The organism is Sneathiella glossodoripedis JCM 23214 (assembly GCF_000616095.1).
GTDB lineage: Bacteria > Pseudomonadota > Alphaproteobacteria > Sneathiellales > Sneathiellaceae > Sneathiella > Sneathiella glossodoripedis.
In genome coordinates this window covers 100175-113583 of the sequence record NZ_BAMS01000002.1, presented here as the reverse complement: position 1 = coordinate 113583, position 13409 = coordinate 100175, and the positions used below count along the sequence as shown (strand labels likewise).

14 protein-coding genes are annotated in these 13409 nt (G+C 49.3%); 9 read left to right on the top strand and 5 right to left on the bottom strand.

Translation table 11 applies throughout. From position 1 onward, the window contains the following. Positions 1 to 28 precede the first annotated feature (28 nt). Genes metC through JCM23214_RS08500 form a run of 5 tightly spaced genes read left to right on the top strand, consistent with a single transcriptional unit; the run spans position 29 to position 4604 of the window. Complete coding sequence (metC, locus tag JCM23214_RS19825) at positions 29 to 1204, top strand: cystathionine beta-lyase (protein WP_037493189.1); 1176 nt, start codon at positions 29 to 31, stop codon at positions 1202 to 1204. Positions 1205 to 1209: 5 nt separating this feature from the next. Further along, positions 1210 to 1614, top strand: coding sequence for a phosphoribosyl-AMP cyclohydrolase (gene hisI / locus JCM23214_RS08515; RefSeq protein WP_148301807.1), 405 nt, complete (start codon positions 1210 to 1212; stop codon positions 1612 to 1614). Positions 1615 to 1622: 8 nt separating this feature from the next. Beyond that, positions 1623 to 2312, top strand: coding sequence for a molybdate ABC transporter permease subunit (gene modB, locus JCM23214_RS08510; RefSeq protein WP_025898580.1), 690 nt, complete (start codon positions 1623 to 1625; stop codon positions 2310 to 2312). Continuing rightward, entirely contained in the window at positions 2312 to 3379 is a 1068-nt protein-coding gene (gene modC, locus JCM23214_RS08505) for a molybdenum ABC transporter ATP-binding protein (protein ID WP_025898579.1), read from the top strand. Before modB ends, modC begins: the two co-directional genes overlap by 1 nt. Position 3380: 1 nt before the next feature. Then, the gene (locus JCM23214_RS08500; RefSeq protein WP_025898578.1) at positions 3381 to 4604 is read left to right on the top strand and encodes a TIGR03862 family flavoprotein; all 1224 of its coding nucleotides are present in this window, start codon (positions 3381 to 3383) and stop codon (positions 4602 to 4604) included. Between the two features lies 1 nt (position 4605). On the opposite strand, the gene JCM23214_RS26600 is transcribed toward JCM23214_RS08500, so the two are convergent. Continuing rightward, positions 4606 to 4731 carry a hypothetical protein gene (locus JCM23214_RS26600; RefSeq protein ID WP_369405897.1) on the bottom strand — a complete coding sequence of 42 codons (126 nt, stop codon included), beginning with the start codon at positions 4729 to 4731 and terminating at the stop codon, positions 4606 to 4608. After that, positions 4674 to 5306 carry a Crp/Fnr family transcriptional regulator gene (locus JCM23214_RS19820; protein WP_159104323.1) on the bottom strand — a complete coding sequence of 211 codons (633 nt, stop codon included), beginning with the start codon at positions 5304 to 5306 and terminating at the stop codon, positions 4674 to 4676. Before JCM23214_RS19820 ends, JCM23214_RS26600 begins: the two co-directional genes overlap by 58 nt. Before the next feature lie 195 nt (positions 5307 to 5501). Here JCM23214_RS19820 and JCM23214_RS08490 point away from each other — a divergent pair, with 195 nt between their 5' ends. Then, the gene (locus JCM23214_RS08490) at positions 5502 to 6839 is read left to right on the top strand and encodes an 8-oxoguanine deaminase (RefSeq protein WP_025898577.1); all 1338 of its coding nucleotides are present in this window, start codon (positions 5502 to 5504) and stop codon (positions 6837 to 6839) included. Positions 6840 to 6906: 67 nt separating this feature from the next. Here JCM23214_RS08490 and JCM23214_RS22325 read toward each other — a convergent pair whose 3' ends face one another. Beyond that, positions 6907 to 7845 carry a hypothetical protein gene (locus JCM23214_RS22325; RefSeq protein ID WP_025898576.1) on the bottom strand — a complete coding sequence of 313 codons (939 nt, stop codon included), beginning with the start codon at positions 7843 to 7845 and terminating at the stop codon, positions 6907 to 6909. 210 nt (positions 7846 to 8055) lie between these two features. On the opposite strand from JCM23214_RS22325, the gene paaX reads away from it, so the two are divergent. Genes paaX through JCM23214_RS08470 form a run of 3 tightly spaced genes read left to right on the top strand, consistent with a single transcriptional unit; the run spans position 8056 to position 11127 of the window. After that, positions 8056 to 9009, top strand: coding sequence for a phenylacetic acid degradation operon negative regulatory protein PaaX (paaX, locus tag JCM23214_RS08480; RefSeq protein WP_037493187.1), 954 nt, complete (start codon positions 8056 to 8058; stop codon positions 9007 to 9009). Continuing rightward, positions 9002 to 10321 carry an FAD-dependent oxidoreductase gene (locus JCM23214_RS08475; protein WP_037493185.1) on the top strand — a complete coding sequence of 440 codons (1320 nt, stop codon included), beginning with the start codon at positions 9002 to 9004 and terminating at the stop codon, positions 10319 to 10321. Before paaX ends, JCM23214_RS08475 begins: the two co-directional genes overlap by 8 nt. Beyond that, complete coding sequence (locus JCM23214_RS08470) at positions 10321 to 11127, top strand: phosphodiesterase (protein WP_025898573.1); 807 nt, start codon at positions 10321 to 10323, stop codon at positions 11125 to 11127. The genes JCM23214_RS08475 and JCM23214_RS08470 overlap by 1 nt, the downstream gene beginning before the upstream one ends. Positions 11128 to 11177: 50 nt before the next feature. On the opposite strand, the gene tenA is transcribed toward JCM23214_RS08470, so the two are convergent. Beyond that, complete coding sequence (gene tenA, locus JCM23214_RS19810; RefSeq protein WP_037493183.1) at positions 11178 to 11846, bottom strand: thiaminase II; 669 nt, start codon at positions 11844 to 11846, stop codon at positions 11178 to 11180. A 6-nt stretch (positions 11847 to 11852) separates the two neighbouring features. Further along, positions 11853 to 13340, bottom strand: a complete 1488-nt coding sequence (locus JCM23214_RS19805) for an aminotransferase class V-fold PLP-dependent enzyme (RefSeq protein ID WP_199899441.1) — start codon at positions 13338 to 13340, stop codon at positions 11853 to 11855. Positions 13341 to 13409 lie beyond the last annotated feature (69 nt).

Here is a 13409-nt window from a genome sequence, read left to right as displayed (position 1 = left end):
AAATTCGTGTTGCTGAGGTGTAATCATAATGAAAGACGAAACAAAAATTGTGGTAGCAGGCCGTTCACCAGAAACTAATTTTGGAATAGTTAATGCGCCTGTATATCACGCCTCGACAGTTCTTTATTCTTCACTTTCTGAATTACAAAAAGCCCATAAAGACCGCGCGGAAGGCAAGCAGGTTGTGACTTATGGGCGAATGGGGACACCAACAACATGGTCGCTTGAAAATGCAGTTGCCGAATTGGAAGGTGGATACAGGACACAGGTTTTTCCATCTGGATTAGCGGCTTGCGCCCATGCAATTCAAACGTTTGTTCAAGCAGGAGATCATATTCTGGTCACCGACAGTGTCTACAATCCCACGCGGCAATATTGCGACCACATGCTGAAAAAATTCGGTGTGGAAACGACTTATTACGATCCGTTGATCGGAAGTAGCATTTCAGAGCTGATCCAACCCAATACCAAAGTCGTTTTTACAGAATCACCCGGATCGCAGACCTTCGAGATGCAGGATATTCCAGCAATCGCTGAGGCCGCGCACAAGGCAGGTGCAGTGGTGCTGATGGACAATACATGGGCATCCCCTCTTTACTATAAACCGTTTGAGCATGGGGTTGATGTTTCAATTCAGGCAGGCACAAAATATATCGTTGGTCATAGCGATGTGATGATCGGAACGGTTACCACAACCAAAGAGCATTGGCCGGCCCTTCAGGCGTGCGCCAATATCATGGGACAAACCGCTGGACCCGACGATGTGTATTTGGCCCAGCGCGGTTTGAGAACGCTGTCTGTTCGCCTGAAACAGCATATGGAAAATGCGATCAAGGTGGCGGAGTGGCTTAAAGGTCGCCCCGAAGTTCACAGTGTTTTGCACCCTGCACTTGAAGATCATCCCGGACATGATCTTTGGAAGAGAGACTTTTTAGGCGCATCAGGACTGTTTTCCTTCCGCCTGAACGCCTGCAGTAGAGATGCGATTGCGGCCTTTATGGACGATCTTGAATTATTTGGTATGGGTTATAGCTGGGGCGGATATGAAAGTCTGATCATCTATGCTGACCCGAGCAGCTACCGTACAGCAACGAAATGGGATAACACGAACCCGCTTTTACGTCTGCACATCGGACTTGAAGATACTGACGACCTGATTGCAGACCTCAGTGCCGGATTTGAGCGCTTGAACAAGTTGAAATAGAGCAAATGCCAATGACTGATATTCCCTCCCTTGATGAGTTGCTGACCTTTAATTCAGACGGACTTGTGCCGGCCATTGCCCAGCAGCATGACACTGGTGAAGTCTTGATGATGGCATGGATGAACCGCGCTGCGATCGATGAAACCCTGAAAACTGGTCAGGTCTGTTACTGGTCAAGATCCCGTCAGGCCTACTGGCGAAAAGGGGAAAGCAGTGGGCAGGTTCAGAAACTGGTGAAATTGCGGGTGGATTGCGACGGAGATACGATTTTATTGCTGGTGGATCAGAAAGGTGTCGCCTGTCATACCGGGCGCCGGAACTGCTTCTTCAACGAGGTGGATAAATCCGGCCAGATCGAGATTATCGCAGATGTTCTTACATCCCCCGACCAACTGTATGGAGATAAATAAATCCGCTGATGAGCTTAAGCGCAGAGGAATGGGAGGTAATTTACCTGTCGCTGAAAATTGCACTTTGGTGCATCACAATCAGCGCCCTGCCTGCCCTGTTCATTGCCTGGCTGCTGGCCCGATGTCAGTTTAAGGGCAAGACACTCCTCAGTGCCATTGTTCATTTGCCGCTGGTCATTCCCCCGGTCGTAACCGGTTATTTTCTGCTGGTTCTGCTGGGGCGTAATGGGCCCATTGGCAGGTGGCTGCATGAGGCTTTTGAAATTTCACTTATTTTCAGTTGGCACGGTGCGGTGATTGCAACGGCTGTCATGTCCTTTCCACTCATGGTGCGGGCATTGCGAAGCGGGTTTGAAACCCATGACTGGCGTTTGAATGAAGTGGCCGCAACCCTTGGCAAAGGACCAGTTCGCCGTTTTCTGACCATTACCGCCCCATTGCTTATTCCCTCATTTATCTCTGCGATCACGCTCGGCTTTGCCAGAGCATTGGGAGAATTTGGAGCAACCATTACATTTGTATCCAATATACCGGGGGAAACCCGCAACCTGCCCATCGCAATATACGGTTTGCTACAAATTCCCGGCGGCGATGATAAAGTCATCCGTCTTGTCATAATCTCGGTCCTGATTTCATTTGCAGCGATTGCCCTGTCGGAATGGCTTGTCCGCAAGCGACCCACGCGCGAGGGAACGTAATGGCAATCCTGCGCCTTGATATTAAAAAACAGCTCGCAGACTTCACGCTTGCGGCCAAATTTGAGTTACCCAGTGGCATTACTGCTTTATTTGGACCCTCAGGCAGTGGGAAAACCCAGCTTGCCCGCATAATTTCAGGACTTGAAACAGCAGACAGTGGAAGGCTTGAGCTGAATTCGCGACCGTTATTTGAGGTGGGGGGTATTTGTATCCCTGCCCATGAACGGCGCATCGGGATGGTGTTTCAGGATCATTTATTATTTCCACATAAAACAGTTGAGGAAAATCTGCTTTTTGGATGTCCACAACACCCCAGCCACAACTTTGAAGAAATCATTGAAGCTATTGATATAAAACACCTTTTAGAGAGATATCCAAAACATCTTTCAGGAGGAGAGCGCCAGAGAGTGGCAATTGGCCGTGCCTTGCTGGCCGAACCTGAGCTCTTAATAATGGATGAACCCCTGTCCAGTTTGGATCAGGATCGGAAAACCCATATTCTGTCATTGATCGAGACCCTACAAGACAGATTTAATCTGACGATCCTGTATATTACCCACGCATTGGATGAAGTTCTTCGTCTTGCCGATCATATTGTCCTTCTGAACGCAGGGAAGGTTCGGGCAGCAGGTGCTATTGGTGAGGTCCTTTCGCGCCATGATCTTCTGCTTGAGCAGAGCGGGATTGGTGTGGGCAGTGTTTTTGAGGGTGTCGTGAGCTCTCATGATGACGCGCATGAGCTGGTCACACTGGATACGGCCGCGGGGCAACTGCTGCTGCCTGCACAAAGCCCGATCAGAATTGGTGAGCGGGTTCGCATTCGTATTCGGGCAAAAGACATATCCCTCGCCACCAGCCAGATACCCAACATATCGACACTTAACCAGTTAAAATGCAAAATAATGGCAATTCATCATACGGCTTCTTCTGTCCTTGTGGAGTTGGATGCAGGGATACCACTCAACGCAGGCATCACGCGCAAATCATTGGCTGATCTTGATTTGAAAGTGGGATCGACCGTTTGGGCACTGATTAAATCCGTGACCGTTAATTCGATCGAGCAGTAAGATGAGCGAAACTGACCCCCAAAAGATTGCAATCGTCGGCGGAGGCCCCGCGGGATTATTTGCAGCAGAATATTTGACGCAGAAGCAGGGTTTCGAAGTCCACCTGTTTGATCAAAAACCTTCAGTTGGGCGCAAATTTCTGATCGCGGGACGCGGCGGGTTAAATCTGACACATTCCGAGCCCCTGCCCGATTTTCTAGAGCGATATGGACAGGCAGCCGAATTTTTAAAACCCCATATTGAAGCCTTTCCACCGCAAGCTTTGAGATCCTGGGCTGAGGGTCTGGGAAGCGAGACGTTTGTTGGCAGTAGTGGCCGGGTATTTCCTGTGGAAATGAAAGCCAGCAAACTGATGCGGGCCTGGAGCCGCCGATTGCTGGAGAATGGATTGCAGGTTCATCTCGGCCAATCGCTCACCGCTTTTCCCGAAAATCAAAATCTGCACTTCAAAGATCGTGATGGGCACCGCCAGAATTTCACGGCGGACGCGATCCTGTTTGCCATGGGCGGCGCCAGCTACCCACATTTAGGGGCAAGCGGAAGCTGGCTATCGCTCTTTCAGGATGCGGGGCTGAAGACAACAGACTTCTCCCCCTTGAATTGCGGTTTCGACTGTAACTGGAGCCCCTTTTTAATAGAAAAATTTGAAGGGCAGCCGCTTAAAAATATCGCTATGAGTCACAAAGAAAACCGTATCCGCGGCGATCTGATTGTTACAAAATACGGACTTGAAGGAGGCGCAATCTATGCCCTTAGCCGGGAGCTCGTTCAAAGCTGCAAATCAGATGGCTCGGCGCAAGCCCTGTTGGACTTGCTGCCGGATATGCCAGAAGAAAAAATTCTACGGCGGCTTCAGGAACCACGCAAAAAACTAAGTTTTTCCAATTATTTACGAAAAAAACTTAAACTATCTTCTTTAACCATCGCTTTACTTCATGAAGCGGGTGGCTCCGCTGCCATGCCGGATACGCAACTCGCCGCATTGATCAAGAAATTACCTGTTGCCATCCACCGCCCGCGCCCCTTGCAACGAGCGATCAGCAGCTCAGGTGGGCTCAAATGCGAGGAGCTGGATCAGAACCTGATGATCAAATCACGGAGCGGTCTGTTTGCCGCTGGTGAAATGATTGACTGGGACGCCCCCACCGGCGGATATTTACTGCAGGCCTGCTTTGCAACGGGGATCGCCGCTGCAAAGGGAATTGAAAAATGGCTTAACCGATAGCCTAACGCGCGACGTTTGATGTCGAGCTTGCCAGTGAGTTGATCAGCTCTTCAATCCCGGCGCGGTTTTTCAGGTACAGGTTTTTACCCTTCTTGAGGACGAGGTCATCATGTGACAATTGCCCCAGAACACGAGCCACGGTTTCGCGCGTAGTGGATACCCTGCTGGCGATCGCACTTTGTGTGGGCATAGGGTAAATGAGCATGATCCGGGGGTAACCGGATCAGGTTCCGCCATGCGCAGAAGTTCCTGACAAACCCGTTGCACGGCGCCAAGCGTGGAGAGGTCCAGAATTCTTTCGTCATTAACACGGATAATCCGGGCCAGCCGCTGCAATACCTGAATGGAAACTTCCGGATGATCTTTGAGCAGTTCGGTGAAATTTTCCGGTGACATGGACGCCAGAACACATTCCTTGTTCGCGATCACATTTGCGGAACGCGGACGCCCGTCAATGGCTGAAAGCTCACCAAAATACTGACCCGCTTCAACCGTAGCATAAGCGACTTCCCGTCCGGAGACACCAAAATTGACGATATTCACACTGCCCGAGACGACAAAAAACACGTCGCGGCTGGTGCTGGATTTTTCCAGTATCTGTTTTCCGGGCGAGTAGGTTTTCCAGCTACATTTTGCGGCAATTTCCTGCCGCTCTGCCGCTGTCAGTCCTGAGAGTAATTCAATGTTATCCAAGCTTTGCATAGCCGCTCTTACGCCTTGTACCCGTAACTGCATTTGTACCCAAAGCAAAATTAAGGCTAAATCCGATTTGAGCAACAAAATTAGCATAAAAAGGTCAAAAAAGCTGACATTTGTTGACTTGTCAGAATTCCACAACTGACGTAGAGTTTTTACCAATATTTCCACGTAAAATAATCTGTAGCAGAGTAAACGGTCATGAAAATCTGGATCAAAAATCCGCTCGCGGTATTGGGCGACAATTGTGCCGGCGGCATCCTCGTGGAAAATGACCAGATAACCGCGACCTACGGCTCTGGTGAAACACCAAAAGACATGACAGGTATTGAGGTTTTCGATGCCAGTGAACATGTCCTGTTGCCCGGCCTGATCAATACTCACCATCATTTTTACCAGACACTGACGCGCGCATGTCCGCCCGCCCTTAACAAACCACTATTCCCATGGCTGCAATCGCTATATCCCATTTGGGCGGGTCTGAGCGAAGAAATGATTGCGCTCTCCTCGCAGCTTGCGCTGGCTGAATTACTTCTTTCAGGTTGCACCACCGCGGCGGATCATCACTATTTATTCCCCGGTCCCCTTGAAGAGGCAATCGACATACAGGTTGAAGCGGCAAGATCGATGGGCATTCGGGCGATGCTGACGCGCGGCTCCATGAGCCTTGGGGAAGATCAGGGCGGACTGCCGCCGCCGAGCACAGTGCAGAGTGAAGAGGCAATTTTAAACGACAGCGAGCGTCTGATTAACCGTTATCACGAGCGCGGCAATGGCGCGATGGTTCAGATTGCACTCGCCCCCTGCTCCCCTTTTTCGGTGAGCACCCAGTTGATGAAGGATAGCGCCAAGCTTGCCAAAGACCTGAACGTTCGCCTGCACACGCATCTTGCCGAAACCCATGACGAGACAGCATTTTGCGAAAAGATGTTTTCGCTGCGCCCGCTTGATTATCTGGAAAGTGTGGGATGGCTTGGAGATCAAACCTGGCTTGCGCATGGCATTCATTTCGACGATAACGAAATTAAACGGCTGGGTGAGGCCGGCGTCGGGATTTGTCATTGCCCTTCTTCCAATATGGTGCTCAGCTCCGGCATTTGCAGAACCCTGGAATTACAAGAGGCAGGCTCACCTGTTGGGCTTGGTGTAGACGGTTCCGCCTCCAATGATGGATCCAACCTTATTCAGGAAGTGCGTCAGGCGCTTTTGCTTGGTCGCCTGCGCTATGAAGCCACTGAAATGACCCATCAAAAAGCTTTCGAATTTGCGACCAAAGGATCGGCCCAGTGCCTTGGACGCGATGATATTGGCCAGATTACCGTTGGCAAGCAGGCGGATCTGGCACTTTTCAAGCTGGATGAGCCCCGCTTTTCGGGAGCTGGTGATCCACTTGCCGCACTTCTTTTATGCGGCGCCCACCAAGCTGATCATGTGATGGTAGGCGGAAAATGGCGGGTGAGCGACGGTGCTGTAATCGGGTTGGATATGGAGGCATTGATGGCAGAACACAGTCACATTGCCAAAAAACTGATTAGCTAAAGTCACACAGATTTCACTGGTACTTCGCCCGGAGTTGGGTCAATATGATACACAACCAAAAGAAAGTCTATTTATCCGTGCAGTCACCCTGCCATCTGGGAGGTACTTTTGATAAAGCAGAATAAAGCGCATTTATTAAGCTAGAATTCGTTCCTACGGGGCTATATAGCCCCACCACTCTAGGCGTAACCCACAAGTTCCTGTTTTCTTCGGTTTTATTATAGAGAGAAGTTCGCCCGCTGCCCAAGGCGAGGATCCCATTTTCAATAGTTGTTTGATCCAACTTACTCGGTAAAGGCAATATAGTTCCAATTGCAGAACCATTTACACCGATTGTTTGCACCGTCAGCTTACCAGTCAATTTCTTGTTACCTGCTTCAGCCCCGATCACACCAAGGCCGCTTAGGTTTATTTTACCTTCCAACGCAACGATATCTGCAATCAGCCGCAGGCCAACACCAATATAAACTGGCATTGTAACAAGATCATAGTCTTTAAATTTTTTATCTGTTCTGACTTCGCCAAAAGTAGTGGTTAAATTTGTCCTTACGTCAGAACTAGAAAGCAACCGTTCTTTTTCAATAACCTGGACTGCATCATATGCGATTACTAAGAATTTATCTGGCACAGGAGCTGTGAGAGGAACCCATAAAGTATTATCTTCATTTGATATTCTTTTTCTAATCAGAAAGGTGATTGGAACAGCGTCAATGTTCACATAATCCAGTATCGCTTTGTATGTTTGACCTTTTGTTGTAACTGTTGCGGGGCCATAAGTTAACTCTCCATTTACGTCGTAACTCCCCACAGCAAACCTTAGCGTGACGTCAGGGAACAGTTTCAAAGCCGCATTTGGGTCAACACATTTTTTGTTAAACTCTACTGCAAGCCCATCAAGCGGAACATATCCATAGCCTGAAGCTTGTTCCCCTGAAGTAGGAACAGTACTTAAGCCAGAACAAGCTGTGAGCATTGTCATGGCAGCCCAAAAAATGTATTTTTTCATTTCGCCCTCCACCTCTAGTTGTGATAGTATAGTAAAATCAAATACAGTCAATTAATATTATGATTGTCTTATGCAATAGTGTAGATTGTGTCCTGTTGCTTCGACAGGCCTATCGCGACACAGATTTCACTGGTACTTCGCCCGGAGTTGGGTCAATATGATACACAACCAAAAGAAAGTCGTATCGTATTTGGACACAGGGTGTGAGTAATGGGCGGAGATATACCGGCGCTGACGCGACGGCTCTCAAAACTTCCTGAGCAACTGAATTTGAAGGCACGCTCTCTGCTGGTCACCATTTGGGGCGATTCCATTGCACCCCATGGCGGCACCGTGTGGCTTGGCAGTCTGATCGATCTGGTTGACTGTCTCGGCCTGAATGAACGCGCTGTGCGGACTTCTGTTTTTCGACTGAAAAATGATCAATTGCTAAGCAGCGTACAACGGGGCCGCAAAAGTTATTATACCCTCACCAAAAGTGGTCAACACCGCTTCGAAGAGGCAACAAAGCGCATATACAACCATTTGCCGCAGGAATGGGATGGTGAATGGACGCTGCTGTTTTCTGAACGTCGCAAATTAAATGATGATCAGAAACGCCAGTTGGCAATTGAACTGGGCTGGCTGGGATTTGGGGATCTGGGCGCCGGCATTTTTGCCCATCCGCAATGTCCGCCAAATCGGGTCGCACAACTTGTGGAAGACCTTGGCGTACAGTCGCATGTCACCTTTATCAAGGGCGCCGAATTTGCACTGACAGAGGAGCCAAGCGCCCATATCGTTGTGCAAAAAGGATGGAATCTGGAAGAAATTGAAAAAGGCTATAGTGATTTCATCGCGCATTTTGAGCCCATTGAAACAGCCATTAAAAAGGGCGAGACGCTCAGTGATCAACAGGCATTCGTCGTCAGAACCCTGCTTGTGCACGACTATCGGCGTGCCCTGCTTCGTGATCCGATGCTGCCAGAAACATTGCTGCCTGAAAACTGGCACGGTATGCGGGCGCGAGACCTGTTTCACGACATTTACCAGCGGATCTGGCAGCAGGCGGAGATACATCTGATGCAGGTTTTAAAGACAATCGGGGGCCCATTGCCGGCCGCATCCGCTGACTTTGAAAAGCGCTTTGGTGGTCTGATGGGTAGGGAGGAACAGGATGGGTAATGCTCTGAAGGTTGCAATTATTGGATCGGGCCCCGCTGGCATGTATACGGCAGGAGCGCTTATTGACAAATGTCCCGGCTGCGAAATCGATATCCTCGAAAAACTCGCAACCCCATATGGGTTAATCCGCACCGGTGTCGCGCCGGACCATCAAACGACAAAAAATGTCAGCCGCGCCTTTGACAAGATAATGGAAAATGAAAATGTCCGTTTCGTTGGGAATATCTCTTTTGGTGATGATATTTCTTTGCAGACATTGCGGGAAATTTACGATGTTGTCGTAATGGCAATCGGCACCCCCAAAGATAGAGAATTGGGCATTGAAGGTGAAGACAAGGAAGGGGTATTCGGCGCACAGGTCTTTGTCTATTGGTATAATGGTCACCCGGAATACCGAAACGCTGTCCCACATCTGAATATCAAGAACGCGATTGTAATCGGCAATGGAAATGTCGCCCTAGACGTTGCCCGTGTTCTGCTCAGCAGTACTGAAGAGATGAAAGATAGCGATCTTGTGGATCATGCCCGCGAGATGATCTTTGACAGTCCAATTGAACATGTTCGCGTAATTGGTAGACGCGGCCCTGAACACGCCCAGTTTTCAACTAAAGAGCTGAGTGAGTTCAAGGATCTGAGCACAGCAGTCACGGTCACGGATCCAGCGCTCATCCCTGACAGTTTTGAAGGTACAGATGCCAAAGAGACAAAGGTGGTCAATAATAACCTGAGCCTGCTGCGCGACTATGCCGCTAACAAGCCAGTAGCCGGCAAACGCTTGCTCAGCCTTGATTTTTTGCTCTCCCCCACCCACATATACGGTGATGATCGCATTGAAAAGGTCCGTTTTGAGAAGAACCGGATCGAAGATGGCAAGGCTGTCGGGAGCGGAGAGTTTGTTGAATATCCCTGTGATCTGCTAGTCACCTGCATTGGCTATGAGCTGGTCAATGTTGGCGGCTTACCCGTCGAAAAAGGCGTTGTAAAAAACACCGATGGCAAAGTGGATGAGCATCTGTATGTCGTTGGTTGGGCCAAACGTGGCCCATCGGGAACGATTGGCACGAACAGATTGGATAGCCAAAGAGTTGTCGATGTTATTGTCGCTGACCATTGCGATGGAGGCGATGGAAGTAAATCCGGTGCCAAAGGGCTGGATGCCTATTGCCAGGAGAAGGGAATTGAAACCGTGACCTTCTCTGATTGGGAACAAATCAACGAAGCTGAAAAACAGCGGGCGAAGGATGAAAGCCCAAGACGCAAATTCGTACGCACACGGGATATGCTGAAGTTATTACGCGAAGGACAGGTTTAATGATTATTGCGCAGTTGAGTGATCCGCATGTAACGGTCCGTCAGTCAGAATTTCACGATCTTTACCTGACAATCGACAAATTGCAGCGTGCCATTGATCGCGTAAATGCCATGGAACCCCGCCCGAAATTTGCAGTCATAACCGGTGATCTGGTCAATGAAGGGGGCGCCGATGAATATGATGCCCTGTCTGCAGTTCTGGCGACACTGGAAATTCCGGCATATCTTGGCATTGGTAATCACGACTGCCGTGAGACTTTTCGCCAGAAATTTGCAGATCACGCTTATGTGCCAAAGACAGATTATATCCAATATTGCTGGGAAGAAGAAGGGCTTCGGCATGTCATGTTGGACACCAATGTCAAAGGTCAGGCCTGGGGTAGATTATGTGAAGAACGCCTTGCATGGCTGGATAAAACCCTGTCCGAAAAACCGACAATGCCAACCTTAATTTTCATGCATCACCCCCCCTTCCTGACCGGGATTAAACCGATGGATGAAATGGGTCTGAAAGATGCTGACAAATTTGGAGAGGTTATTTCCAGACACAAACAGGTATTGCGTATTTTCTGCGGACATCTTCACCGAACCATCAGTTCCAATTTTTACGGAGTTCACGCAGAGATTTGCGCGTCAACCTCGCATAAGGTCATGTTAAATCTGACGGGAAGCGAGCGGCTTGGAACCGTAGATGAACCTGCTGACATTCTGCTGCATCTATGGACGAAGGATCACTCACTTGTCAGTCATGTCTGCTTCACGGAAGAGGCTCAAATCCTGTGGGAGCTTGAAGGATATCCAGAATAGAGCGAAAATTCGCAGAAAAACAGAATTAAGAGATAGAACTGCGAGCGACCTCAAGTCGCATCTATACCCATCTGCCAGAAGCCGACTTCCAGTCGGGTTGCATCGCCAAAGGTTTTTAACAGATCATCAAAGCGGGCATCCGTCAATCTTGTGGCAGCCAATCGGTCAAGTTGGGAGATTGCCGCTTTTGCCACTGATTGATAGTCGTCCCCGCCATACATTTCGATCCAGGGAAGATAAGGGTTTTCTTCGCGCAACGTATCAGGAGAAGATATGAGGCGCGCACCGATTTCACCATATCCCACGACACAAGGGGCAAGCGCGACATATAAATCGAGAATATCGCCTGACATACCGCGCTCCATCACATAACGGGTATATGCCATATTTTGCGGTGCTTCCGCGGTTGCCTGCATTTCCTTTTCACTGATGCCCCATTCTTCGCAATATTGCACATGAAGCTTCATTTCCGTATCGGTCAAAGCAGTCACCGTTTCAGCAGCCGCTTTCAGGTCTTCAAGCGTGTTAGCTTTGTAGGCCGCAAGAGCGTAAGCGCGTGCAAACTGGATCAGGAACAGATAATCCTGCACCAGATAGAATTGAAACGCGGTCTTGGGTAAGCTGCCATCCTGCATCCCGACAACGAATGCATGATGAATGTAAGCGTTCCAATGGTCCAGATTAGCCGCTTTCAAGCGGTCAAAAAGCGTTTCAGACATGAGATGCTAAAATAACTGATTGTTAAAGCCGCTTGGTAAAGTCACAACCATGCCTTCAAGCTCTTCGGTCATGACAATCTGGCACCCGAGGCGGGATGTTGGTGTCAATCCCCAAGCAAGGTCCAGCATATCCTCTTCATCGTCAGAGGCTTCAGGCAAACGGTCAAAATCATCTTCGTCAATAATCAGATGACAGGTTGAGCAGGCGAGACTGCCTTCACATGCGCCCTCAAGCTCAAGACCATTCTGATGAGCAATTTCAAGAAGGGTTTTGCCAATTGGCGCAACGACTTCCACTCGGTCTCCGTTCGGTTTAACGAATGTCAGTTTCGACATAAACTCTGTAACCCTTTTCTTTACGCCCAAATCGGCATTATGCCGCACTTCTGGGGCTTTTCTTGTGATACAACTTTTGCCAGACTTCCACAAATTTATCAATCTCATTGGCCGTCGTGAGAGACCAAGACTTACCCGAATAGCCTCTGATGCCGCCTCGTCGCTGGCGCCCATAGCCGTGAGAACATGGCTTGCTTTGACTTTACCACTTGAGCAGGCGGACCCGGCGCTAACCGCGATACCTGCCAAATCAAAATTCATGACCTGCAGCTCTGCACCAACGCCAGGCATGGATATACAGCTCGTTGTTGGCAGACGTAGCGCTGATTTCCCATAAATAACCGCGTGGGGGCAATATTGTGTGATTTCTGCTTCCAGATGGTCACGGAGCTCTGCAAGGGCAGAGATCTTATCTATTTCCAGCGCCGCCATTTCAGCAGCAAGTCCAAAGCCTGCTATACCCGCGACATTTTCTGTTCCACCGCGGCGCCCAAGTTCCTGCCCGCCGCCTTTTTGGCCCGCTGAAATTGGCACACCTTCGCGCAGTATTAACGCCCCCTGTCCTTGCGGTCCACCGATTTTGTGTGAGGATACTGTCATTATATCAACACCCAAGTTGGAAAATGAAACAGGAATTTTTCCAACAGCCTGTATGGCATCGGTATGCACAAGAGCACTGTGCTCGCGGGCAAGTTCAACAATTTCAGAAATGGGCTGTATGACACCGGTTTCATTATTGGCCATCATCACCGAGATCAGGGCAGGCTCTTCAATAGTGCTCAAGAGGGAATTAAGAGCATCCAGATCAATTACACCATCTGTATTTAACGGAACCTGCACAGCATTTTGCTGCATCGCGGATGCCAGAACGCTGTCATGCTCACCCGCACCAATGATCAGTTTTCGTCCCTCAAACCCGTTGAAGACCATATTATTGGCTTCAGTTCCGCCCGATGTGAAAATAATTTCCTGCGCTTTGCATTCTACAAGCGATGCCAGTTGACGGCGCGCGCCTTCAACACGTGCCCTCGCCTTTCGGCCAAGTGCATGTACAGACGACGGATTACCCCCTTCGCTCATCACTTCGCTAACCAGAGAAATAACCTCAGGGCGGATGGGAGCCGTCGCATTGTAATCTAGATAAATGGCGTGTGTCATAGGGGCAAAATATGTATTTCGCCCCTATCAGGCAAGTCTTGAGAAGGTGCTAATTGCGAAAAGGTGAAA